Source organism: uncultured Roseovarius sp., assembly GCF_913054395.1.
GTDB lineage: Bacteria > Pseudomonadota > Alphaproteobacteria > Rhodobacterales > Rhodobacteraceae > Roseovarius.
In genome coordinates this window covers 1-24,068 of the sequence record NZ_CAJXIP010000044.1, presented here as the reverse complement: position 1 = coordinate 24,068, position 24,068 = coordinate 1, and the positions used below count along the sequence as shown (strand labels likewise).

General features: G+C 60.1%; 23 protein-coding genes. 13 read left to right on the top strand and 10 right to left on the bottom strand.

Going from position 1 to position 24,068, the window contains the following annotated elements; genetic code table 11:
• From QZ522_RS08335 to QZ522_RS08325, 3 genes are all read left to right on the top strand, one after another.
• Positions 1-896 (top strand): ABC transporter substrate-binding protein (locus QZ522_RS08335; protein WP_294609690.1); only part of this gene is annotated, 896 nt, incomplete at its 5' end.
• A 100-nt stretch (positions 897-996) separates the two neighbouring features.
• Positions 997-2,667 carry an ABC transporter permease gene (locus QZ522_RS08330; protein WP_294609687.1) on the top strand — a complete coding sequence of 557 codons (1,671 nt, stop codon included), beginning with the start codon at positions 997-999 and terminating at the stop codon, positions 2,665-2,667.
• Positions 2,668-2,673: 6 nt separating this feature from the next.
• Entirely contained in the window at positions 2,674-3,864 is a 1,191-nt protein-coding gene (locus QZ522_RS08325; RefSeq protein WP_294609684.1) for an ABC transporter permease, read from the top strand.
• Between the two features lie 171 nt (positions 3,865-4,035).
• Here QZ522_RS08325 and QZ522_RS08320 read toward each other — a convergent pair whose 3' ends face one another.
• From QZ522_RS08320 to QZ522_RS08310, 3 genes are all read right to left on the bottom strand, one after another.
• A complete protein-coding gene (locus tag QZ522_RS08320) occupies positions 4,036-5,340 on the bottom strand; it encodes a ferredoxin reductase family protein (RefSeq protein ID WP_294609681.1) in 1,305 nt (434 codons plus the stop codon).
• Between the two features lie 132 nt (positions 5,341-5,472).
• Positions 5,473-6,090 carry a TetR/AcrR family transcriptional regulator gene (locus QZ522_RS08315; RefSeq protein WP_294609678.1) on the bottom strand — a complete coding sequence of 206 codons (618 nt, stop codon included), beginning with the start codon at positions 6,088-6,090 and terminating at the stop codon, positions 5,473-5,475.
• Between the two features lie 126 nt (positions 6,091-6,216).
• Positions 6,217-6,375 carry a hypothetical protein gene (locus QZ522_RS08310; protein WP_294609675.1) on the bottom strand — a complete coding sequence of 53 codons (159 nt, stop codon included), beginning with the start codon at positions 6,373-6,375 and terminating at the stop codon, positions 6,217-6,219.
• Between the two features lie 175 nt (positions 6,376-6,550).
• Here QZ522_RS08310 and mbfA point away from each other — a divergent pair, with 175 nt between their 5' ends.
• From mbfA to QZ522_RS08285, 5 genes are all read left to right on the top strand, one after another.
• On the top strand, positions 6,551-7,528 hold the full coding sequence (gene mbfA / locus QZ522_RS08305; protein WP_294609673.1) for an iron exporter MbfA: 978 nt from the start codon (positions 6,551-6,553) through the stop codon (positions 7,526-7,528).
• 82 nt (positions 7,529-7,610) lie between these two features.
• The gene (locus tag QZ522_RS08300) at positions 7,611-8,543 is read left to right on the top strand and encodes an AEC family transporter (RefSeq protein WP_294609670.1); all 933 of its coding nucleotides are present in this window, start codon (positions 7,611-7,613) and stop codon (positions 8,541-8,543) included.
• A gap of 30 nt (positions 8,544-8,573) precedes the next feature.
• Positions 8,574-9,407, top strand: coding sequence for an S-formylglutathione hydrolase (gene fghA, locus QZ522_RS08295; RefSeq protein WP_294609667.1), 834 nt, complete (start codon positions 8,574-8,576; stop codon positions 9,405-9,407).
• A gap of 3 nt (positions 9,408-9,410) precedes the next feature.
• Positions 9,411-10,853: a Si-specific NAD(P)(+) transhydrogenase gene (gene sthA, locus QZ522_RS08290; protein ID WP_294609664.1), complete on the top strand. Its 1,443-nt coding sequence runs from the start codon at positions 9,411-9,413 to the stop codon at positions 10,851-10,853.
• On the top strand, positions 10,850-11,305 hold the full coding sequence (locus tag QZ522_RS08285; protein WP_294609663.1) for a YaiI/YqxD family protein: 456 nt from the start codon (positions 10,850-10,852) through the stop codon (positions 11,303-11,305). The genes sthA and QZ522_RS08285 overlap by 4 nt, the downstream gene beginning before the upstream one ends.
• Positions 11,306-11,390: 85 nt before the next feature.
• On the opposite strand, the gene QZ522_RS08280 is transcribed toward QZ522_RS08285, so the two are convergent.
• Positions 11,391-11,972, bottom strand: coding sequence for a hypothetical protein (locus tag QZ522_RS08280; RefSeq protein ID WP_294609660.1), 582 nt, complete (start codon positions 11,970-11,972; stop codon positions 11,391-11,393).
• Positions 11,973-12,173: 201 nt separating this feature from the next.
• Here QZ522_RS08280 and QZ522_RS08275 point away from each other — a divergent pair, with 201 nt between their 5' ends.
• The 3 genes from QZ522_RS08275 to QZ522_RS08265 are packed head-to-tail and all read left to right on the top strand — an operon-like array spanning position 12,174 to position 15,009.
• Entirely contained in the window at positions 12,174-13,142 is a 969-nt protein-coding gene (locus QZ522_RS08275) for a DMT family transporter (protein WP_294609657.1), read from the top strand.
• A gap of 26 nt (positions 13,143-13,168) precedes the next feature.
• Entirely contained in the window at positions 13,169-14,086 is a 918-nt protein-coding gene (locus QZ522_RS08270; protein WP_294609654.1) for an ornithine cyclodeaminase, read from the top strand.
• Positions 14,083-15,009, top strand: coding sequence for an alpha/beta hydrolase (locus QZ522_RS08265; protein WP_294609651.1), 927 nt, complete (start codon positions 14,083-14,085; stop codon positions 15,007-15,009). Before QZ522_RS08270 ends, QZ522_RS08265 begins: the two co-directional genes overlap by 4 nt.
• On the opposite strand, the gene QZ522_RS08260 is transcribed toward QZ522_RS08265, so the two are convergent.
• Both QZ522_RS08260 and QZ522_RS08255 read right to left on the bottom strand, forming a co-directional pair.
• Positions 15,010-16,242, bottom strand: a complete 1,233-nt coding sequence (locus QZ522_RS08260; RefSeq protein ID WP_294609647.1) for an MFS transporter — start codon at positions 16,240-16,242, stop codon at positions 15,010-15,012. It lies immediately after the preceding gene.
• Between the two features lie 90 nt (positions 16,243-16,332).
• Positions 16,333-17,121: an alpha/beta hydrolase gene (locus tag QZ522_RS08255; protein WP_294609642.1), complete on the bottom strand. Its 789-nt coding sequence runs from the start codon at positions 17,119-17,121 to the stop codon at positions 16,333-16,335.
• An 87-nt stretch (positions 17,122-17,208) separates the two neighbouring features.
• On the opposite strand from QZ522_RS08255, the gene QZ522_RS08250 reads away from it, so the two are divergent.
• Entirely contained in the window at positions 17,209-18,681 is a 1,473-nt protein-coding gene (locus tag QZ522_RS08250) for an NAD-dependent succinate-semialdehyde dehydrogenase (RefSeq protein ID WP_294609639.1), read from the top strand.
• 74 nt (positions 18,682-18,755) lie between these two features.
• The gene (locus tag QZ522_RS08245; RefSeq protein WP_294609637.1) at positions 18,756-19,997 is read left to right on the top strand and encodes an META domain-containing protein; all 1,242 of its coding nucleotides are present in this window, start codon (positions 18,756-18,758) and stop codon (positions 19,995-19,997) included.
• 76 nt (positions 19,998-20,073) lie between these two features.
• Here QZ522_RS08245 and QZ522_RS08240 read toward each other — a convergent pair whose 3' ends face one another.
• The 4 genes from QZ522_RS08240 to glcF all read right to left on the bottom strand — a co-directional run bounded on the left by QZ522_RS08240 (position 20,074) and on the right by glcF (position 23,680).
• Positions 20,074-20,541: an Hsp20 family protein gene (locus QZ522_RS08240; RefSeq protein ID WP_294609632.1), complete on the bottom strand. Its 468-nt coding sequence runs from the start codon at positions 20,539-20,541 to the stop codon at positions 20,074-20,076.
• A gap of 138 nt (positions 20,542-20,679) precedes the next feature.
• Complete coding sequence (locus QZ522_RS08235) at positions 20,680-21,495, bottom strand: trypsin-like peptidase domain-containing protein (protein ID WP_294609629.1); 816 nt, start codon at positions 21,493-21,495, stop codon at positions 20,680-20,682.
• Positions 21,492-22,298 (bottom strand): trypsin-like serine protease, encoded by an 807-nt coding sequence (locus QZ522_RS08230; RefSeq protein ID WP_294609626.1) that lies wholly within the window; start codon positions 22,296-22,298, stop codon positions 21,492-21,494. Before QZ522_RS08230 ends, QZ522_RS08235 begins: the two co-directional genes overlap by 4 nt.
• 59 nt (positions 22,299-22,357) lie before the next feature.
• Positions 22,358-23,680, bottom strand: a complete 1,323-nt coding sequence (gene glcF, locus QZ522_RS08225) for a glycolate oxidase subunit GlcF (protein ID WP_294609623.1) — start codon at positions 23,678-23,680, stop codon at positions 22,358-22,360.
• Positions 23,681-24,068: the final 388 nt, after the last annotated feature.

Here is a 24,068-nt window from a genome sequence, read left to right as displayed (position 1 = left end):
AGCTGCGCGCCATGAACGAAGCGGGCAATGTCCCCTGGGATGTGGTCGACGTTGTTGCCGCCGATGCGATGCGTCTGTGCGACGAAGGTCTGGCGATGGAAATCGACCCGGACGAGCACCTCGCGGCTGCCCCCGATGGCACCTCCGCTGAGGATGATTTTGGCGATCTTCTGGTCTCCGACTGCTTCATCCCGCAGATCGTCTATTCCACCACCTTCGGCTATCGCACCGATCTGGTTGGCGACACGCCTCCGTCCAAGATCTGCGACGTGTTCGATCTCGAAGCCTATCCCGGCAAGCGCGCGCTGGAAAAGCGTCCGATCAACAACATGGAATGGGCCCTGCTCTGCGACGGTGTCGCCAAGGACGAAGTCTATGACGTGCTGGAAACCGAAGAAGGTCAGGAGCAGGCGCTGGCCAAGCTCGACACCATCAAGGACAGCGTGATCTGGTGGTCCGCCGGTGTCGATACGCCGCAGCTGCTCGCCGATGGCGAAGTCGTGATGGGCTCCACCTACAACGGCCGTCTGTTCTCCGTGATCGAAGAGCAGGACCAGCCGGTTGCCATGCTCTGGGACGCGCAGGTGTTCGATCTGGATGGCTGGATCATTCCCGCAGGCCTGTCGGACGAGCGGAAAGCCCGTGCGCTGGATTATATCTACTTTGCCACGGACACACAGCGTCTGGCCGATCAGGCGAAATACATCTCCTACGGTCCGGCCCGTGCTTCTTCCGCTCCGCTCGTGGGCAAGCACGCCGAACTGGGCATCGAGATGGCACCGCATATGCCGACCGATCCGGCCAACGCGGGCAACGTTCACGTCTATGACTACGAATGGTGGGCAGACAACCGCGACGATCTGGATGCGAAATTCCAGGCGTGGCTGGCACAATAAGACTGCCTGACGGAAACGGAGGGGGCCGGATTGGCCCCTTCCACCCCATGCCGGGCAAAAGACCCGGTCTACATAAACAAAATTGTCCGACGGGGATGACATGAGCGATACCACCCACACCGGCCCGGTTCTTGCCGCGGATGGCACGCCGCTGAAGCGCAGCCTGCGCCGCGCGCTTCGGGCGCAGAAAATGCGGGCGCTGGCGCTTATCGCGCCGCTGCTGATCTTTGTGCTTTTGACGTTCATTGCGCCTATTGCGGACATGCTTTTCCGCTCGGTTGAAAACCAGATTGTCGGCAGGACCCTGCCGATGACGGTTGAAGAGTTGCGCGATTGGGATGGCACCGGAACCCCCGATGAATCGGTCTATCGGGCGCTTTATTTTGACTTGTTCCTTGCGGTTGAAGCCAAGGAACACACTAAGCTCGGGTCGCGTCTGAACTATGAGGAAAGCGGTATTTCCTCGATGTTCCGCACCACAGGCCGCGATGTCGACAATATCGGCAAGGTCTATCAGAAAGCCATCGAGAAGGTGAATCCCGCTTTTGGCGAGGGCGCGTTCTGGTATGACATGATGTCGGGTGGCCAGGGGGCCGAGGGCAACGAAAGGCTTTTGTCGAACCAGATCGGGCGTCTTGAGGGCCTCGAATCCGCCACATTCAGCGGCGAAATCGGCTTTGTGCCGGGGGCCGAGATTTACAAGATCCTGCCAAATACCACGCGGGCCTACACCGCCTTTGCCGCTTTCACCGTCTTTCTGGACAATGACGTCGTTGCCGAAGAAGACCCGTGGGAAGCCGTCTATCCGGCACTTCTGCTCGATCTGAGCGAACCCGCCGCAGCGGACGCATTGGCAAGTTATCAGGGCCCTGGTGCCCAAGAGTTGCGTGATCTCGCGGCTCAGCTCGATAGCCTGCCGGCTGTTGATATGACAGCGGCCCTGATCGAGAGCAACAAAGACTGGCTCCGCACCGGATATTGGGAGGTGATCAAGACCTATTCGCCGCCCTATACCACAGGTTATTTCCTCAACGCCATCGACATGGAAAAAACCACCGATGGCATCGCGCTTCGCTCTGACGACGAGCGGATTTACGGCATCCTGTTCAAGCGCACGATGTTCATGTCGCTGGTCATCACCTTTAGCTGCATCGCGCTAGGCTATCCGATTGCCTGGATCATGGCGAACCTGCCGGCGCGCTCGGCCAACCTTTTGATGATCCTGGTACTGCTGCCGTTCTGGACATCGCTTTTGGTGCGGACCAGTGCCTGGAAGATCATGCTGCAACAGCAGGGGGTGATCAACGACGTGCTGGTCTGGCTTGGCCTTGTCGCCGATGAAAGCCGCCTTGTGATGATCAACAATCAATTCGGCACGATCGTCGCGATGACGCATATCCTTTTGCCCTTCATGATCCTGCCGATGTATTCGGTGATGCAGACCATCCCCACGAGCTATCTGCGGGCGGCCAAATCGCTTGGTGCCAACAACTGGACAGCGTTCTGGCGGGTCTATTTCCCGCAATCGGTGCCGGGCATCGGCGCGGGCAGCATCCTCGTGTTCATTCTCGCGATCGGGTACTACATCACGCCTGAAATCGTCGGCGGCACTACCGGGACGTTCATTTCGAACCGGATTGCCTATCACATTTCCTCGTCGCTTAACTGGGGTCTTGGCGCCGCTTTGGGCTCTATCCTGCTCGCGGTGGTGATGGTTCTCTATTACGCCTACGACAAGATCGTCGGCATCGACAACGTGAAGCTGGGGTAAAGAAAAATGAGCGGATTCACTCTTACACCGGTTGAAACCAAACCCCTGTCCTTTACCCTTCCCGTGGTGGGCGCGGCCGGGGCCTTTGTCGGGCTGTTTGTCGGCACGGCGCATGGCTCTGGCTTTATGGGGATCGTGCTTGGCGCGGTCATATTGATGGCCCTTGCCATGATTGCGCTCAAGGGTCTTGGGCTTGATAAGGAAAAGGCAACCCGCTGGGGCATTATCGTGCTCTTTGTGGTCGTCGGCTGGTTTTTCGCGGCGCTTCCGGGTCTTGTGCTTGGTGCGCTGTTCGGCTGGTTCTTTTCCTGGTTCATCTTCTGGATCGGCGAAGGCCGGTATCGGGCCAATCTGCCGCCCTATCTGACACCTGGCCAGGTGCTTTGGCATTATTCATTCCGGGTTATTTGCGGGGCGATCTTTATCTTCCTGATCACGCCGATCCTCGTGGTCATGCCGCTAAGCTTCAACGCGCAGGATTTCTTTACCTTCACGCCCGAGATGCTGCGTTTTGACCCTGCCGGCTATAGCCTCAAGCATTACGAGGATTTCTTTACCTCGACCGGCTGGCAACAGGCGCTGCGCAATTCGCTGTCCATCGCCCCGATGGCCACGGTCCTGTCGGTGGGCTTTGGCACGCTGGCCGCGATTGGCCTTAGCCAGCCTCACGTGCCGTTCCGTCGCGCGATCATGGCGATCCTGATTTCTCCGATGATCGTTCCGCTGATCATCTCGGCGGCTGGGATGTATTTCTTCTATAGCCGGGTTGGTCTTCAGGGCACCTATATGGGTGTTGTTCTGGCGCATGCCGCGCTTGGTATTCCCTTCGTGATCATCACCGTGACCGCGACGCTCGTCGGTTTTGACCGGTCCCTGACGCGGGCCGCGGCGAATATGGGCGCTGATCCTCTGACCACCTTCTTCCGGGTGCAGATGCCGCTTATCCTGCCCGGCGTGATCTCGGGCGGGCTGTTTGCCTTTATCACCTCGTTTGACGAGGTGGTCGTGGTGCTCTTCGTCGGCTCGGCCAATCAGCAAACCCTGCCGTGGCGGATGTTCACCGGTCTGCGTGAACAGATCAGCCCGACCATCCTTGCGGTGGCCACCATCCTTGTGGTGATCTCAATCTGTTTGCTGACCACGCTGGAATATCTGCGTCGCCGCTCCGAGCGTCTGCGCGGGCTTAGCCCGGGCTAAGCGGCCCAACCTGATAGAACACAAAGGGCGCCCTCAACCGGGCGCCCTTTTGCTTTGCCTCACACTGGCATTCAGCGCAGTGCAAAGGCGATCACTGCCAGACATAGAGAGACATTCACCGTCAGAATCACGATGCCAACGCGGCGCCGCAGGGTCATCTTTTTGAACGCATTAATCATAATCGAACCGCTCCGACAGGATGCGATCAGACGGCGTGCCGCGCTTGATCAAATGGGTTTCCACGATGTCCATCATGACTGACGGCCCGCAGACCACGAAAAGCCACTCCTTGAAGTCCTGCGGCGCAAAAACCCGATCCAGAAGCGCGCCGTCGATATACCCGGTCTCGCCCGTCCATCCCTCTGGCGGCTCTGACAGGACATAGGTGACATCCGCCATATCCAGCTCGTCGCGAAAGGCAATCTGGTCGGCTTTCCTATTGCCATAGACAAGCCTTACCTTGCGCGGATCACCCGTAAGGCGCATCTGCCTGAGAATACCCAAAAGCGGCGCGAGGCCGACACCGCCGGCGATCAACGCGACGCCGGGTTCGGTGCGCCCCTCAATCGCGAGACTTCCATAGGGGCCGTCAAGATAGGCGGTCGTGCCCGGCTTTATGTCACCAACCCCGCGCGTAAAGTCGCCAAGTTCCTTGATCATGAAGGAAACCTCTGGCCCGCCCGACGGCGCCGAGGAGATCGAAAACGGGTGTTCGTTGATCGAGAACGGGCTGTGCCCGACCGTCAGCCAGACAAATTGCCCGGCGGTGTAGGCAAGCCCCGAATGCGCGTCCGGCGTGAGGGTCAACTCCCACTGCCTGGGCGTCAGCCGTGTCACAGAGGCGACGCGCCACGCCCGCCTGCGATCCTTGATCGGCACGATCAGGTAGACATAGAAAAGTGATCCGACCGCCAGCCCGGTCATCACCAGCCAGACCCAGCTCATCACCGGCTGTGACCCATAGCGGCCCGCATGGGTGGCGTGATGCAACAAAAGCAGCGCGATCAAGACGGCACCGATCCCATGCATCAGACGCCACACCTCGTATTTGTGATCCAGCTTGGTGCGCCCGATGGCCAGAAAAACGAGGCTTGGAAGAATAAGAAACGCCGCAATGCCACTGGACATATCAGAAAAATCAGTGGTGAGCGTGAGCTGGCCGGTCGGGTCCCAGGGCCGTCGCCCCCTGGACGGCGTAGCGCGATACAAGAACGGATGCAGTAGCGCAAAGATCAGAGCCGTGCGCGCCATGACCTGATGAAACCGCATGGTTACATCCATCCCGACGCCATGCGAAATCTTCCGGAAACGACCGGAAAGAACAAACTCTGCGAGGGTCATCGAAAAGGCGAGAATGCCAAGGCCCGAGGCAAGCTCTTGATGCACCGGGCGCGACGGCCCGCCGGTCAGCCAGGAGAGCACCAGCGGCAGCGCGACGACGCCGAGATAGGCGAGGATCAAAAAGAGAGGCTTCATGGGTTTCTTCGGCTCGGTATGCAGGACCTGGCAATCCTACGTCACCGCAGTGCTGCGCGCCTTGAGCCAGAACAATTCCGCAAGGCGTCCTTGGGCCCCCGGTTTCTGATCACATGACCCGGCGGCGGGCGCTCAGACGCCGTAGCGCGCCATGAACATATCGACCACGCCGGTGACAACCCGGTCGATATCGGCCTCTTGCGGCGCCGTACACAGGCCGCAAAGACAGCGCACGAAGATATCGCATTTGCAGAGTTCGCAGAATTGCTCGGCAGCAAGATCCATATCCTGGATCTTGAGCGCACCGGTCTCCACGTAATGCCCTAGCACCATGCCAAGTCTTTCACGCAACAGTTCCGGCCCGGACGTATAAAACCGTCTGCCAAGTTCGGGAAAGCGATGGGATTCGGAAACGGAGATTCGGTAAACCTGAATTCCGAAATCCGACAGGAAGAACCGCACGACACGATCCGCGATATCCCGCAGGGTGATGGCGCAGGGGGCATTCAGGTCAAATTCGCGCAATGCCTCTTCGGCCTGACGGTTGCATTCGATCCTTGCCACTTCCGAGAACAACAGGCGTTTGTCCGGGAAATAGCTATAGAGAGTGGCCTTTGACACCTGCGCCTCGCGGGCGATGTCATCGACGCTTGCGCCCTCAAAGCCGTCGCGCAGGAAAACGTGACGCGCCCCTTCGAGCACCTGATCGAATTTGCGTCCCTTCTTGATCTCTGCGGCCATTGCCGACATGCAGCCCCTCCCGGTGAGACGACCAGTTTAGTCGCCCTTATGGCCGGATCGCAAGTATATCCGCGCGCAGTTCCGGAAATCACAAGCCACGGGTCAACCCTATGCGTGACTTGTGATCCCCCGCGATCATTTATTGATGCCGTTGTTGCCCTGGGTCACCGGCGCGGGCGCGGGATCGGGATAGGTCAGGACCGGGGTCAGGGTGTTCATGTCGATGCCCAAGGCCAAGACGGGCGAGGCGGCAAAAGATAGCGAGAGGGCGACTGCGGTGACGATCTGTTTCATGTCATTCTCCAAAAGTGAACTGTTTGGTTCAGAAGATTATCTAAACCGTTTAGTTTACTTTGCAAGGGGAAAGTGAACTGATTAGTTTAATGGTTGCGTATCACCCAAACGCTTTGCGCTTGATCGACCGTGTCGATAAACTAGCTTAGAACCATTCTAATTCACCGAGGTCGCCATGATTCCAGGTATCCAAACGCGCCGCCGCTTCAAAGATCTGTCAGAACAGGAAATCCTGGCGCTCGCCATTTCCTCTGAAGAAGACGACGCCCGCATCTATCGAAGCTATGGCGAATTGTTGCGTGTCGATTACCCTGATACCGCGAAGGTGTTTGACGGCATGGCCACCGAGGAAGATGGCCACCGCCAACGCCTGATCGAACTTCACAGCAAGCGGTTTGGCGATGTGATACCGCTTATCCGTCGCGAACACGTCGCCGGGTTCTATGCCCGCCGCCCGGTCTGGCTTATCGAAAATCTTGGGATTGAACGCATCCGTGCCGAGGCCGAGGGCATGGAACGGGACGCCGCGGCGTTCTACCACAAAGCGGCGCAGCGCACCGCCGATGCAGATACCCGCAAATTGCTGGGCGATCTGGCCGCCGCCGAGGCCGGTCATCAAACCCGCGCCGGTGAACTGGAAGCCGAGCATCTTGATGATAGCGCTCTGGCCGCCGAAGAGCGCACCTCGCACCGGGCCTTTCTTCTGACATGGGTGCAGCCGGGTCTTGCGGGTCTGATGGATGGCTCTGTGTCCACGCTTGCGCCGATATTTGCGACGGCCTTCGCCACGCAGGACACATGGACCACCTTTCTGGTCGGGCTCGCGGCCAGTGTTGGGGCGGGCATTTCGATGGGCTTTACCGAGGCCGCAAGCGACGACGGGGAACTGTCAGGGCGCGGCAGCCCGATCAAGCGCGGTTTTGCCTCTGGGATCATGACGATGCTCGGCGGACTTGGTCACGCCTTGCCCTATCTGATCCCGGATTTCTGGACCGCGACCATCGTCGCCTTTGCCGTTGTCTTTATCGAGCTTTGGGCGATTGCCTGGATTCAGAACAAGTTCATGGAGACACCGTTTTTCCGCGCCGCCTTTCAGGTGGTGCTTGGTGGTGCACTTGTCTTTGCCTCAGGGGTGCTTATCGGCAGCGGTTAGAGATGTGCAGATAAGTCATGGGCAGGACACAGAAAAGCTCAGCGCCGATTGACCTTGCCCCGGAACCTGATACCAAACGCGAATGCTAAGTGTATTCCTCCAGACACTTCCATTCTTTTTGATAATCGGGCTGGGATACGGCGCCGGGCGCAGCGGTTTTTTCCCCGAAGTGGCGACCGCATGGCTTACGAAATTCGTGTTCTACTTTGCGCTCTCGGCAATGCTGTTCCGCTTTTCGGCGAACCTGACGCTGGCGGATGTTCTGGATTGGAATTTCGTGATGGCCTATCTTGCGGCCACCGGGTTTGTCTATGGCATTGCCACCATGGTGGCGCTGTTGCGCCGGATCAGCATTCAGGAAGTCGCCATCGAAGCGCAATGCGCGGTAATCGGCAATGTCGGCTTTCTCGGTGTGCCGATGCTTGCCATGCTGATGGGCGAGGCCGCGATTGGCCCGGTGATGATCGTTCTCGCGATTGACCTGATCGTGTTTGGCTCGCTTGTGGTGATCATGATCACCGGCTCTCGCGATGGCCGGATGAGCCTTGGCATCCTGCGCACTGTCGGCCTTGGCCTGTTGAAAAATCCGATGATCGTGTCGATTGTTCTGGGCCTCACATGGTCCGGCCTTCGCCTGCCGATTCCGGACCCGATGAACGAATTCGTGGCCATTCTGGGCGGCGCGGCGACACCCGGCGCCCTGTTCGCTATTGGCGCTTCGCTGGCCTCTAAATCGGCCGAGCGTGCGACGATCTCGGGGTGGTTGTCGTTCTGCAAACTGGTGCTGCATCCGGCCTTTGTGGCGCTTTCGGCACTGGTTCTGTTCACCGTAGACCCCTACGCAGCGGCGGTGATGATCGCGGCGGCAAGCCTTCCGGTGGCGGGCAATGTCTATATGCTGGCGCAGCATTACGGGGTCGCGCCCAAGCGGGTCTCGGCCTCGATTCTGATTTCAACGGCGGCGGCAATAGTTACAGTGTCGCTTGTGATCGGCTGGGTGAACCAGCTTTATTAAATACTGCCTAGGACGGCAAAGGAGAGACGCATGCAAACGGTATCGGAAAACACCTGTTTTGGTGGCATTCAGGGGGTCTATACCCATGCCTCCAAGGCCTGCGGCGGTGACATGACCTTTGGTCTCTTCCTCCCGCAAGAGGCAAAGGATGGCCCCGTGCCGGTGCTTTGGTATCTGTCGGGGCTGACCTGCACCCATGAAAACGCCATGACCAAGGCCGGCGCCCAGGGGTGGGCCGCGGAACAGGGGATAGCCCTTGTCTTTCCCGACACAAGCCCGCGCGGGACAGGTGTTGCCAATGATGAGGCCTATGACCTTGGTCAGGGCGCCGGGTTTTACGTGAATGCCACGCAAGACCCCTGGGCGTCGCATTTCCGGATGTGGGATTACGTCGCCGAAGAATTGCCCGCGCTGCTTACCGAGAATTTTGCGATTGATGGCGAGCGACAGTCGATCACCGGCCACTCCATGGGCGGTCACGGCGCGCTGACCCTCGCCATGGGTCTCGCCGGGCGCTTCCGCTCTGTCTCGGCCTTTGCGCCGATCTGCAACCCAACCGCAAGCGACTGGGGCCGCAAACAGTTCACCGCCTACCTTGGCGCCGATGAAAGCACATGGGCGGCACATGACGCCAGCATCCTTATGCGCGAAACCGGCTTTGACGGGCCGGTTCTGGTGGATACCGGCACCAACGATCAGTTCCTTGACCTGCTGCGCCCCGAAACCCTGGCCGAGGCTGCCCTGGCACGTCGCCAGGAGGGCGCGATACGGATGCAAAAGGGCTATGACCACAGCTATTTCTTCATGTCGACGTTCATGGAGGATCACGTATCATTCCACGCCGAAGCGCTTTATGCGGGGTAAGTCATGAGCCACTATGACCTGATCATCATCGGCTCTGGCCCGGCAGGCCGCGCGGCGGCCATTCAGGCCGGCAAGCTCAAGCGGCGGGTGCTCGTCATCGACCGCAAGGATCGGCTTGGCGGGGTTTCGGTGCATACCGGCACGATCCCGTCCAAGACCCTGCGCGAGACGGTACTGAACCTTTCAGGCTGGCGCGAGCGCAGCTTTTATGGCCGTGCCTATCGGGTCAAGGAGAACATCGGCGCCGAGGATCTAAAGGCGCGGCTTCACATGACGCTTGATCACGAGGTTGACGTGCTCGAGCATCAATTCAACCGCAACCATGTGGACACGTTGAATGGGCTGGCGCGGTTTGTCGATCCGCATACCGTCGATGTTGCCACCGAGGCGGGCGATGTCACGCGGCTGACCGCCGATCGGTTTCTGATTTCCACCGGCACCAAGACCTATCGCCCCGATAGCGTTCCGTTCAACGGGCGCACCGTTGTGGACAGTGACGAGTTTCTGGAACTTGCCCAGATCCCGCGCAGCCTGATCGTGGTCGGCGCCGGGGTGATCGGGGTGGAATATGCCACCATGTTCTCGGCGCTTGACGTGCGGGTCACCCTGATCGAGCCGCGCGAGACATTCCTTGATTTCATCGACACGGCACTTATTCAGGATTTCACCCATCAGATCCGTGAAAATGGCGTCGACCTGCGGCTTGGCTCGGGCATCGACAAAGTCGAGGACGCGGGCGAGCATGTCGAGGTCAGCCTTGCCAACGGCCGGCATGTCCGCGCCGAGATGTTGCTTTTCGCCGCCGGTCGGATGGGCGCAACCGACAGCCTGAACCTGGGCGCCGTCGGTCTTGAAACCGACCACCGCGGGCGGATTGAGGTTGACCGCAAGAATTACCAGACCGCCGTGCCGCATATCTATGCCGCAGGCGACGTGATCGGCCACCCCTCGCTGGCCTCGACCTCGGTGCAACAGGGGCGCGTGGCGGCCTGTCACGCGCTTGACACGCCGACCCTGCCCGAAAGCCCGTGGTTCCCCTACGGCATCTATTCGGTGCCCGAGATTTCGACCTGCGGCATGTCCGAAGAAGAAATGCAGGAGCGCGGGATTCCCTACGAGGTCGGCGTCGCGCGGTTTCGCGAGACGTCACGCGGGCATATCATGGGCCTGGAACACGGCATGCTGAAAATGCTGTTTTCGCTCAAAACCCGCCGGGTGCTTGGCGTGCAGATCGTGGGCGAGGGCGCAACCGAACTTATCCACATCGCGCAGGCGGTGCTGAACCTGAAGGGCACGGTGGATTATTTCGTGCAGAACACCTTCAATTACCCGACGTTGGCCGAGGCCTATAAGATTGCCGGGCTCGATGCCTTCAACCGCATGCCAATCCCCGAGGAATACAAGCTTCACCGCAAGGCGGCCAAAGCCGACAAGGCAAAGAAATGAGCATCTATGTCGATGCCGATGCCTGCCCGGTCAAGGCCGAGGTTGAAAAGGTCGGCACCCGGCACGGGCAAATGATGTTTGTCGTCTCGAACGGCGGTCTGCGCCCCTCGCAAAATCCACTGGTCGAGACCGTGATCGTGCCCGATGGCCCCGACGTCGCCGATATGTGGATCGCCGAGCGTGCCGGTCCCGGCGACGTGGTGATCACCGGTGACATTCCCCTGGCGGCCAAATGCGTCGAGGCGGGGGCACAGGTGCTCAAGCATAACGGCGAACCGCTGACACAGGCCAATATCGGCAACGTGCTTGCCACCCGAGATCTGATGGCCGACCTGCGCGCCGCCGACCCGTTCCGTCAAGGCGGCGGCAAGGGATTTACCAAGGCCGATCGCTCGCGTTTCCTGGATGCACTTGAACGCGCGCTGCGCGCCGCCAAACAATCCGGCGCGTAAAGGTCCGCCCTGCGGAGCAGTGAGGACATCACTGTCACTGCCACCGCCGTTAGAGGCGCGGGACGAACCGCGCAGCGGAAAAGTATCACCCTCGATGGTGCTCGCAGGTCACCGTCGGGTTGAATGGCATCAGGTCGCCCAAGGGATTCTTGCGGAAAAGCCAGACGTGCTGATCAAAGTGCGGCATGAAGCCATGGGCCTCGTCTCCGGACGTGTTGGGATCGTCCATCATGTGATCCCATGCGCGACCGTTCATCATGGGCGGACCGGCGTGGCCGTTGGACATCCATGAGGCTTCAAAGACCAGGTTCTCGATGCCGACCAACTCCAGCGACCCATCTGCCTGCGGCTCATAAAGCAGGATCGCAGGAGCCATAAAGTCGGTGTGTGTGCCGGCCCCGTCAACACGATCGCCCGGAGGCGACAGCTTCAGAAGGTCGGGCCTGAGATAGTGGATACCCATGCCGCCCCATTCCTGTGGCAAGCCTTCGCCTTCGGCACTGATACATTTCCCCGACGGGTCCGGAATGTACCCCTCGGCGAGCGCGACCTCGACATTCTTGTACTTCCCCGCCGAAGCCCGCATCGCGTCAAAATCATAATTGTCTGCGAACACAGGGCCGGCAAATGCGATTGCGCCGGCAATCAAGCTCATTGACTGTTTCATTTTCAACTCCCCTGTTCCGAAGGTCCCTCGCGGGATCATTCTGGCGCAAGAATACCACATTCCGCCCCCCCCCTTTCATCTTTCCATAAATACTCAAACCTTCCTTTTGACCTGCGATTGCCCGAAGAGGGCCCCCCGGGGGTTTACAACATGGGGGCCGTGACCTCATGTATCGGGGATAAAAAGCAACCTTGGATTTTCATGACCACCGCGACCATTCAGCGTTCCAACATGATCGGCGCCGCCTTTGCCCTGGCGGCAGTGATTTGCTTTTCGCTCAATGATGTCGGGATCAAGTTCCTGTCGGATGAATACGCGCTGCATCAGGTGGTGTTCATCCGCGCGGTGATCGGCATCATGGCCTTCACGGCCTTCGTGATGCCCTTTTCCGGGGGAACAAGCCTGTTGCGCACGCGTCGCCCGGTGGTGCATCTCATTCGCGGGCTTTGTGTGGTCAGTGCCAATATGTGCCTCTTCCTGGGGCTGGCGGCCCTTCCGATTGCCGATGCGGTGGCGGTGTTCTTTGTTTCGCCGCTGGTGATCACGGTGTTCTCGGTGATCTTTTTGCACGAAACCGTTGGCCCGCGTCGCTGGGCCGCGATCGGAGTTGGGTTTGTCGGTGTTCTGGTGATCGTCAAGCCGGGTACGGCGGCGTTTCAGCTAGCCTCGCTCTTGCCGATCGCGGCGGCGTTTCTTTATGCCACGCTGCATATGCTGACCCGCAAGATCGGCGGCACCGAAACCGCACCGACCATGGCGTTTTACATCCAGCTGACCTTTGTCATCGCCAGCCTTGCCATCGGGCTTGGGCTTGGCGACGGTCGCTTTGCCGGGATGGGCCACCCCTCGCTCGAGTTTCTGTTCCGCGCCTGGGTGCTGCCTGATCCGGCTGACTTTCCGATCTTTGCCATGCTGGGGATTTCCGCCATGCTAGGGGGCCTGTGCATCTCTCAGGCCTATCGCCTTAGCGAGGCCGCCTTTGCCGCGCCGTTTGAATATGTCGCCATGCCGATGGCAATCATGTGGGGGGTGACCGTCTTTGGCACATGGCCGGACCGAAGCGCATGGATCGGCATTGCGCTTATCATCGGATCGGGTCTCTATCTTTTGTGGCGCGAGTCGGTAAAGGATGAAACGCTGGCCACCGAGGCGCCGACATACCGCCGCTGATACTGCCGCAAGAGAAAGGACCGCGCATGAACATCACGATGATCCCCTTCGCACAGGGCGAGGCCAATCTTGACTGGCGCGGGCTTTGCGCCGCGTTCGAGGCCGGACATGCCCTGCCCAAGGCCGAGATCGCCGATACCTTTCTGTACCGCGATCCCGATACTCTGCTCAATCGGGCGGCGTGGATTGACGGGATGGGGCTTGCGGTGAAATCCGCCACGATCTTTCCGCGCAACCCCGACAGGGGCGAGCCGATGATCAACGGTGCGGTCAACCTTTATTCGGATGACAACGGCACGCTTGAGGCGATTGTCGATTTTCACCTCGTCACCAAGTGGAAAACCGCAGGCGACAGCCTGTTTGCGACAACCCGCCTTGCCCGCCCCGACAGCGAATCGATCCTGATCGTGGGTGCGGGCACCGTCGGGCGCAGTCTCTGGCAGGCCTATCGCTCGGTCTTTCCGAATGCCCGTTTCTCGATCTGGAACCGCACCCGCGCCAATGCCGAGAAGATGGCGGAAGACTGCCCTGGCATGACCGTTGCCGATGATCTCGAGGCGGCGGTGCGCGCCGCCGATATCGTGACCTCAGCCACCATGTCGACAGAGCCGCTGATCGCGGGGGACTGGCTTCAACCCGGTCAGCATATCGACCTGATCGGCGCCTATCGCCCCGATATGCGCGAGGTCGATGACGCCGCATTGGCGCGTGCGCGGGTGTTTGTCGACAGCTATGACACTACCGTCGGCCATATCGGCGAGATCAAGATCCCGATTGAAACCGGCGCCATCACACGTGACCACCTTGTTGCCGATTTCTATGAGCCGGAGAATTTCATTCGCCGCTCGGACGACGAAATCACCCTCTTCAAAAACGGTGGTGGCGCACATCTTGATCTGATGACAAGCCGCTACATTCTTGATGCCTGGAGGGCCGCAGAGTGATCTGGCTTGTGCTCGTTCTCGGGGGGCTGGCGCTTGTGGTGGCCGCGCCCTATCTGCATGAGGCGCTCAAGCCACACATGGACGACAAGGCGCGCCGCTCTGCACCGGGCAAGTTTGCCGAGCTGTCGCGCGGGTGTACGCATTACCGCTGGCTTGGGGCGACGCGCGGGCCGGTTGCGGTTTGCGTGCATGGGCTGACAACGCCGTCTTTCGTCTGGAACGGCCTTGCGCCGGGTCTTGGCGCGCTTGGCTTTCGGGTGCTGGTTTATGATCTTTACGGGCGCGGCTATTCCGACCGTCCGTCCGGCCCGCAGGATTCGGCGTTCTTCGTGACCCAGCTTGAAGAGCTGCTTGAGGATCAGGGTGTTGACGGCGATATCACGCTTTTGGGCTATTCCATGGGCGGCGCTATTGCCACGGCCTTTGCCGCGCTTTTCCCCGAACGCCTTCGGCAGCTGGTTCTGATTGCCCCCGCCGGGCTTGGCCATGACCTTGGCCCCCTGGCGGAGCGCGTCACCCATGGTGGCCGCCTTGGCCGTTGGATGATGCAGGCGTTTTTTGCCCGCTCCTTCCGCAAGAGCACCGAGGCCGAGCGCGACTTGCCAAGTTCCGTCGAAGGCATCGTCGATCTGCAACAGGGCGAATTGCATTATCGCGGGTTTGTGCCTGCTGTGATGGCCTCAATCAACGGGATGGTTTCCGAGGATCTGCGCGAAGAACATCACGACATTGCCCAAAGCCGCGTCGCGGTGCTGGCAATCTGGGGCGGCCAGGATAGCATCATCCCGATCAGTAGCATGGGCGATCTCGCCCAGATCAACCGTGCCGCCCGTCAAGAGGTGATCGAGGATGCCGGACATGGGTTGACCTATACCCACAGCGCCGCGGTGATCCACGCCATGCGTGATCTCATGTGCGACTGATCATGCGGCTTGCAGGCTTCGTTCACGTACCGGCAGATGCAGGAGGGCGCTGAACAGCCCGATGCCGACGCCGATCCACCAGATCATCGTGTAATCGCCGTTGAGATCGTAAAGTTTGCCGCCAAGCCAGACACCCATAAAGCTCCCGAGTTGGTGGGAAAAGAACACGATCCCGTAAAGCGTTCCCATATAGCGAATTCCATAGATATGCGCGATCAACCCGCTGGTCAGCGGCACGGTCGCCAGCCACAGCGCGCCCATCGAGGCTGAGAACAACAGCACCGTCGCGGGGGTGATCGGCGTCATGATGAACGCCGCCGAAATCAGGGTGCGCCCGAGATAGATCATCGCCAGCAGGTTCTTCTTTGAATGCCGCTTGCCCAGCCACCCGGCGGTGAGCGTGCCGACGATATTGGCCAGACCGATAAGCGAAATCGCCACCGCCCCTAGCGCCGAAGTGGTGGTGATGCCCAGACTGTGGAGTGCCCCGCCGGGGGCGATGGGGCCGCATAGTTCGGTCACGAAGGCCGGGAAATGCGCGGTGACAAAGCCAAGCTGATAACCGCAGCTGAAAAAGCCCAGAAAGATCAGCGTATAGGACGGATCGCGAAACGCACGACGCAGGATCGTGCCCATCGAATCCTCAAGTACGGTCCGGCCCGCGGGCTCTGGCGCGCGCATCAGCGGCAGGGCCGAAAGGCTGGCCAGAATGACGGCGGCAAAGATCAGGAACACCATTTGCCATGTCATCATGCCCAAAAGGTATTCCGCAACAGGCGCGCCAAACACCTGACCGGCGGAGCCGGCGGCGGTCGCGATTGCAAGGCTCATCGAGCGGTTTTCGTCCGTGCTTGCCCGCCCGACGACCGCAAGGATAACCCCAAACCCGGTGCCCGCAATGCCAAAGCCGACAAGGATTTCATAAAACTGATGCGCCTCTGGCGTGACGGCAAATGACGACAGGACAAGCCCCGCCGCATAGCTCAGCGCGCCAAGCACGATCGCCTTGCGGTCCCCCAACTTTTCGGCAAGCGCGCCAAAGAACGGCTGGCCAAAGCCCCAGGCCAGGTTCTGAATGGCAATGGCAAGAGAAAATTCCGCTCGGGGCCAGTTGAACTCGGTCGCGATCGGAATCTGGAACACCCCGAATGACCCGCGGATGGCGAATGAAATCAATATGATCGCACAGCCCGCAATCAGGACGGGCGTGAACAGGGGGGCCGGTTTGTGCATGATGATCTTTCAGCGAATTTCGCCGCAGTCTATGAAAATTGAACGCCCCGTCAATTCAGCCTTTGTGATGTGTCACATCACAACTGGGCGTTACCCGAGCAATTGATCCATCATTGCGCTATCCGGATCGGCAAGCGCCTCGATGATATCGAAATGATGGCGGCCCTCGGCCACGTGATGCCTAGCACCCCAGGCCTCGGCAAGCCAACGCGCCTGATCAAGGAAAACGGGCCGCTCATCGGCGCCGACCCAGACGGTGACGGGCACCGCAGGCGCGGGCATAAGCGCCGGGCTTTCGGCTTCGGCGGCGGCCATATCAAGATGGAAATCGGCATTCATCGAGGTCTGCAACAGCGGGCGCAGGTCAGAAACCGGCGATATCAGCATGACATGAGAAAGCCGCCCTGCGATCCCTTCGGGCAAGACCCCCGGCATGCCCATACGCGCCACAAGATGCCCGCCCGCCGAATGCCCGGCCAGGGCAATCGGCCCGTCAACCCGCGCCGCCGCCGCCGTCACGGCGCGCGCAACCTGTACCGTGATATCGGCGATCCGCACAGCGGGGCAAAGATCATATGATGGCATTGCCACTGCCCAGCCCCGCGCCAAGGCGCCCGCCGCCAGATGCGACCAGAGCGAGCGATCAAACCGAAGCCAATAGCCGCCATGCACGAACACCAGCAAACCCTTTGCCGGGCCCTCGGGATGAAACAGATCGAACGCCTGCCGCTCGCTTGGCCCATAGGACAGGCCAAGATCGGCCCGCCCCTGGGCCACAAGCGCGTCACGAAACGCCTGTGCTTGGGCACTCCAGCGCGCGGGATAATCCGCGCCGCCGGGAATATAAGGGACATTGGCGTATGCATCGTCCAGTTTCACGCTGTTTTCCTTCCTGACTGGCCCTAGACATTCCTACCCCAAGGTGCTTTGCCTTGCGAGACGAAAAGACAGGGAGGCGACAGCGCCATGACCAAGACCGATCTGAAATCCATGTTGAAAGACCCCAGCCTTCTGGCCGAGAAAGCCTATATCGGCGGCGAGTGGGTGGATGGCGACAATGGCACTTTCGAGGTAACGAACCCCGCACGGGGCGACGTGATTGCGAATGTTGCCGACTTGAGCCGCGCCCAGGTGGCCCGCGCCATCGCCTCTGCCGAGGCCGCGCAAAAGGAATGGGCGAAGTGGACCGGCAAGGAACGCGCCGCTGTCATGCGCAAGTTTTTCGACCTGATGATGGAAAACCAGCATGATCTGGGCGTCATCCTGACCGCTGAACAGGGCAAGCCGCTTGCCGAAGCCAAGGGCGAGATCGGCTATGGCGCGTCCTTCATCGAATTCTTCGGCGAAGAGGCCAAGCGCGTTTACGGCGAAACCATTCCCGGCCATCAGCGCGACAAGCGGATCACCGTGATCAAGCAACCGATCGGTGTTGTCGCCTCGATCACGCCTTGGAACTTTCCCAACGCGATGATCACCCGCAAGGCGGCACCGGCGCTTGCCGCGGGCTGTGCCTTTGTCGGCCGCCCGGCGGCGGAAACACCGCTTTCGGCCACCGTCATGGGCGTGCTGGCCGAACGTGCGGGCATTCCGGCGGGCGTGTTCAACATCGTGCCCTCGTCGCGCTCGTCCGATATCGGCAAGGAATTCTGCGAAAACCCCACCGTGCGCAAGATCACCTTTACCGGCTCGACCGAAGTGGGCCGTATCCTGCTGCGTCAGGCCGCCGATCAGGTGATGAAATGTTCGATGGAACTGGGCGGCAACGCGCCGTTCATCGTGTTCGACGATGCCGATCTTGATGCGGCGGTCGAGGGCGCAATCCTGTGCAAGTTCCGCAACAACGGCCAGACCTGCGTTTGCGCCAACCGGATTTACGTACAGGCCGGCGTTTACGATGCCTTTGCCGAAAAGCTCAAGGTTGCGGTCAGCAACCTCAAGATCGGCGATGGCATGGAAGACGGCGTTGCCCTTGGCCCGCTGATCAATTCCGACGCCATCACCAAGGTTCAGGAACATGTGGCCGACGCCAAGGCCAAAGGCGCCGAGGTGATCCTTGGTGGCGGTGATCCGATGCAGGGCGAGGGCTATTTCCTGCCCCCGACCATCATTACCGGGGCGACGCAGGACATGCAGGTTGCCACCGATGAAACCTTTGGCCCCTTTGCTCCGCTGTTCAAATTCGAGAACGAGGATGACGTGATTGCCATGGCCAATGACACGATCTTTGGTCTTGCGAGCTATTTCTACGCCAAGGACCTGAGCCGCGTCTACAAGGTGGCCGAGGCGCTTGAATATGGCATCGTGGGCGTCAATACCGGTATCATTTCAACCGAAGTCGCGCCGTTTGGCGGGGTCAAGCAATCGGGCCTTGGCCGCGAAGGCAGCCACCACGGGATAGAGGACTTCCTTGAGATGAAATACATCTGCATGAGCGTCTGATCACGCGACACTCGACCATGGGCGGGGCAATGGCTAGGATAGGATAAAACCTGTCCGCGCAAAGGAAGCAGCCGATGCCCCGCCTTATCGCTTTGGCCTGTTTATTGGCCCTGATTTCGCCGCTGGCCTCGCTTGCGCAAGACGACGAGGCACGCCAGATCAAGGGCGCGCTTGGCTATCTTCAACGGATCGCATTGCCGCCCGATGCACGCGCCACCGTGGTTGTCGAAGGCCATTTCGGTGCCATGCTTGGCGAGGCAGTGGTACAGGCCGATGGCAAGCAGGTGCCGCTTGGCTTTGACGTCACGGTGCCGAGCAATCTTGCCGGGCGCCTGAGTGCGGTGATCCACATTCAGGGCCAGCCCCGCTGGGTGCTGCGCGATGTCGGTTTCGCGGCGGGCACCGAGCCGCTTGATCTTGGCACGCTGATCCTAGAGCCGGTCACGCCAATGGCGTTTTCCATCGCATTTATCTGTGGCGACCTGACCGTCGCGGTGGGGGTTCTGGGGCACGAAATGGTGCTGCGGGCCGAGGGCCGCGACATCACCCTTGCCGCCGCCGAGTCGGCCTCGGGTGCGCGCTATGTTGCCGTGAACGATCCCGAAACCGAGGTCTGGACCAAAGGCGATGACGCGATGATCCGGCTTGAGGGGCGCGACCTGAGTGAATGCCAAAGGGTGCCGCCGCCACAGCGCGCGCGCTATCGGGCGGGCGGCAACGAGCCAGGCTGGTCCGTTGTCTTCGACGAGGACAGTGCCGAAATCACCGCCGATTACGGGGAAATCAGCCATAGCGCCGCGCGCCCTGATGTTCAGGTCATCCCCGGCGCCTATACCTTTTACATTCCCTCGGCGGGCGCGCGCCTGACGATCCGCGACCAGATTTGCAAGGACGATGCCACCGGTATGCCGCATCCCCATACTGCGGTCCTGATGCTTGACGAGCGCGAGTTTCGCGGCTGCGGCGGCAGCCCGGCGGATTTGCTGCTGGGACCGGCCTGGCAGGTGGTCCGCCTTGGCGACAGCCCGCTTGTTGAGCCAGAGCGCCTGATTCTGAACTTTGTCGCCCCCGACCGGGTCGCCGGAAGCACGGGCTGTAACCGCATGGTGGGTGGGTTCAACCTGACTGGTGAGGGCCTGCATTTTGGTGCCATGGGCAGCACGATGATGGCCTGTCCGGCCCCGTTGATGGAACAGGAGCGGCGCATGCTTGATGCGCTTGAACAAGTCGCCCGCTTTGACATTTCCGCGGAGGGTGACCTGATCCTGATCGGCGATGAAAGCACCGCGCCCCTTCTGGTGGCCCGCCGCCCCTGAGGGGCATGGCAAAAGCAAAAGCCGCCACCGGATTACCCGGCGGCGGCCGTTTTCATCGTCTACACCTGTTGCGCGATCAGTTGACGTTGGCGGCGTCGATCACATCTTTTTCAACAGCATCGCCGCTGGCAATCGCGATCCGGCGAGGGCGCAGCGCCTCGGGCATTTCACGCACAAGCTCGATATGCAGCATGCCATCGGCATGGCTGGCGCCGGTCACGCGCACATGGTCGGCCAGCTGAAAGCGGCGCTCGAATGCGCGGGTGGCGATGCCGCGATGCAGATAGGTGCGGTCATTGTCATCCTCGGCCTTGCGGGCCGACACCACAAGCGCGCCTTCCTTCACCTCGACCGACAGGTCGGACCCGGCAAAGCCCGCAACGGCGATTGAGATGCGATAGGCATCATCGGCGGTTTTTTCGATGTTATAGGGGGGATAGGTCGGCTGGGTTACATCGCTGGACAGCACGCGGTCCATCATGTCTGCGATCTGGTCAAAGCCGACAGTGGCCCGGTAAAGCGGGGCAAGGTCAAAATTTCGCATGGTCATCCTCCATTGAGCGATACCTGATTGAAGCCTTCCCTTTGGGGCAAGGCAAAGTTCCATCCGGCCCGCGAGGCGGCACCGGATAGCTATAATGTGGGGGGCGCATTTTGCAGTTTCAAGACCTGCGCTGCGCAGTCAGGGTTTGGCGAATTTCGCGCCCGAGGCCCGGCGACCCGAACCCACCCCGACCCGGCGAAAACCCTTGTTGACCGTGATCGTCGAAGGGGCCGCGCGCAACCTGCGCTTGAGGTCATCCACCACCGAGGGCAGATCCATGCCATAGGCCACCTTGTCCTCTGTGTCCCAATTGCCGCCACTGATCAGAGACAGGATTCGCGCGCGCGTGCCGTCGCGGGCAAAGACCGGCGCGCCGGAGGATCCGAAAATCACGTTGCAGTCAAACTGCATGATCCCCTCATGCCGCCAAGTCAGGCCGCAATCGCGCTGCCACGATGGGGCCTTGTCGCGGTTTGCGCCGTAAGAGACCACGCTTACGCGTTGGCCGCTTGTGCCACCCCCATGAAGCCGGAACGGAGCGGCAACCGCGCTTTGGATCGGTTCGGCAAGTTCCAAAAGGGCGACATCCCGGCGCACATTCTCGGCACTCATGCCGTCGCGCGGATCATAGCCAGTTGCGGCGGCGTAACGGGCCACGCCACGTTCAGCGATCACTACGCCATCGCGCAACCCGGCGCGAAAACGCAGGGTGGCGGCCTCGACGGGGGCGCCGTGCTGATCATAAACGCAATGCGCGGCGGTCAATACCTGATCGGGGGCGATCAGAACGCCGGTACAGAACCCGTCCTTTCCGATATCGACCCTGCCAACAGCTTCCCAGCCGAAAAGGTCATCGCGGTCGGTCAGTCGGATCAGGCTGCTTGTCTGGGCCATGGCGCAGACGGGGAAAAGCGCCACAAGCACAAGCGGCAGTAAGCTGTGCAGGCCCCTCATGGCTTGGCAAATTTCGCGCCGGTCTCGCGGCGCGTACCGCTTGTGAACATCTTTGGAGCGGCATCCTGGAACACGCCCTGACCGGCATTCAGGGACTCGCGCAGCACCCGCAACGGATCGACAAGCTGTGTGCCAAGCGACACCTTGCGCCCGTCCACCTCGGCCATGGCCGATACGACGGATACGATACGCGGCATGCCGCCCTCAAAGCTGAAGATGGGCGCGCCGGATGATCCGTAATTGACATCGCATGACATCACCAACACGCCCTGCTGGCGTGCCAGAACCTCGCAGATATTCTGAAGCGAAGGCGCCTCGGAGCGGTCTTTGCCATAGCTGACCACGCCGATGCGCTGGCCCTTGCGGGGGCGTTCGTCGGTTTCAAACGGGCTGACGCGCGTGTTCTTGATCGGGTGATGCAGTTCCAGCAGGGCAACATCGTTGCGCACGCGGTCGGCTGTTACGCCATTGGCGAAATCATAATCCGGATGCGTCACCGCGCGCCGCACAGAGCGATAGGCCGCAGCCCGCCCATTGCGCCAACCGGCCTTGAACTCGATCTGCGCCGGGTCAATCCGCTTGCCCGTGGCCTTGTCATAAAGGCAATGCGCCGCCGTCAGGACAAGATCGGGCGCCACAAGCGACCCGGTACAAAACCCTTTGCCGGCAAGCTCAAGGCGGCCAACGGCCTCCCACTGTCGGGTGTCGTCGCCGGTATCAAGCCGCTCAAGGCGGCTATCTTGCGCCCATGTCGCACTTGCAAAAAACAAGGCTGAGAACGTCAAACAAATACTGCGCAGCATGGGGCCTCCGAAAAACAACCCCTGCCGGTTAACAGGCGTTTAGGGCCAAATTAGGGCCTTCAGCGCAGTATAGGAACCCCCGTCATGCCCTGTGCCGCGCGCTCCATCGCGGGCGGTTTTGGCCCGCCCGTGGCCCAATCCAAAAGCTCGACGGTATGTACGATCGGCACCCCTGTGGCAGAGCCGATCTGCATCATGCAGCCGATATTTCCGGCGGCGATCACATCGGGATTCTTCGCCTCAAGCGTGCGTACCTTGCGCGCCTTGAGCTGTTTCGAGATTTCCGGCTGTAGCAGGTTATAAGTGCCCGCCGACCCGCAACAAAGATGACTGTCGGCCGGTTCAACCACGCCATATCCGGCACGTTTCAACAGGTCCTTGGGAAAGGTCTTGATCTGTTGGCCATGCTGAAGCGAACAGGCCGCATGATAGGCCACGGTCAGGTCCGGCGCTCCGCCCTCGGGCAGGTCAAGCTGCATCAGAACCTCGGACACATCCATTGCGATTTCCGACACCCGTGCGGCATCACCTGCAAGCGCATCATGGCGGAACATATGGCCGTAATCCTTGACCGTCGTGCCACAGCCCGATGTGTTGATCACAATCGCATCAAGCCCCTCGCCATCCATTTCGCGCGCCCATGCGCGGATATTTTTGGCCGCGGTGCGGTGGCTCTCGTCGGATTTGCCCATGTGATGGGTCAGGGCACCGCAGCACCCGGCGCCCTCGGCGACCACCACCTCGCATCCAAGCCGCGTCAAAAGCCGGATCGTGGCATCGTTGATATCGGTGTTCAGCGCCTTTTGTGCACATCCCGTCATCAATGCCACGCGCTTTTTGCGCGCGCCTTCGGGGGCAAAGCTTTGCGGGTCGTCATTGCGGCTTACCGGCGGGATCTGTCTGGGCGCCATTTCAAGCATCGCGCGCAGCCGTGCATCGGGCATCAGCCTTGCAAACGGCCGTCCGATCTTGGCACCCAACAGCGCAAGGCGAAACCGTGTCGGATAGGGCAGGATACGCGCCAGAATCCAGCGCAGCGCCCGATCCCCAAGCGGACGCTTGTACCGCTCTTCGATGTATTCGCGCGCATGATCCACCAGATGCATGTAATGCACACCCGACGGGCAGGTGGTCATGCAGGCAAGGCAGGACAGGCAGCGATCAATATGCTTGACCGTCCTGACGTCCGGCACACGATTGTTTTCAAGCATGTCCTTGATCAGGTAAATCCGGCCTCGCGGACTATCAAGCTCGTCGCCAAGCACCTGATAGGTGGGGCAGGTCGCGGTGCAGAACCCGCAATGCACGCAAGAGCGCAAAATCTCGTTCGCGCGCGTGATCTTCGGGTCTTTTAGCTGCTCTGCGGTAAATTCGGTTTTCATGTCTATGCCACCATCTGTGCGGTCGTTAATAGTCGTCTGTAGCAAAATGCAATAGATGCACCACGGTGATCAGGCTGCTCCATTAACTCCGTTTGTTTATAATGGTGGCATTTTAAAGTTCAGTTTCTAATTTGTGTTTTCTACACTTTTTCTAAATTTAACAAAGTGTTATGGTTCTTGAATTGGCTCAGCTAACAAGGCCTTTAAGTCGGAACAAAAACAGTTGGCTTTGTTTCGTGCCTCAACAAGTATAGCCAACTGATTTTGTCCGCTTAATAGCGGCGTTAGTTTACCTCTAATAATTTAGAGTAAATCGTTTAAATTAAGTGTTCTGGTTACGCTTTTATCTGCGTTAAATTTATTGGTTCGCACTCTCGGTATTTCAGCT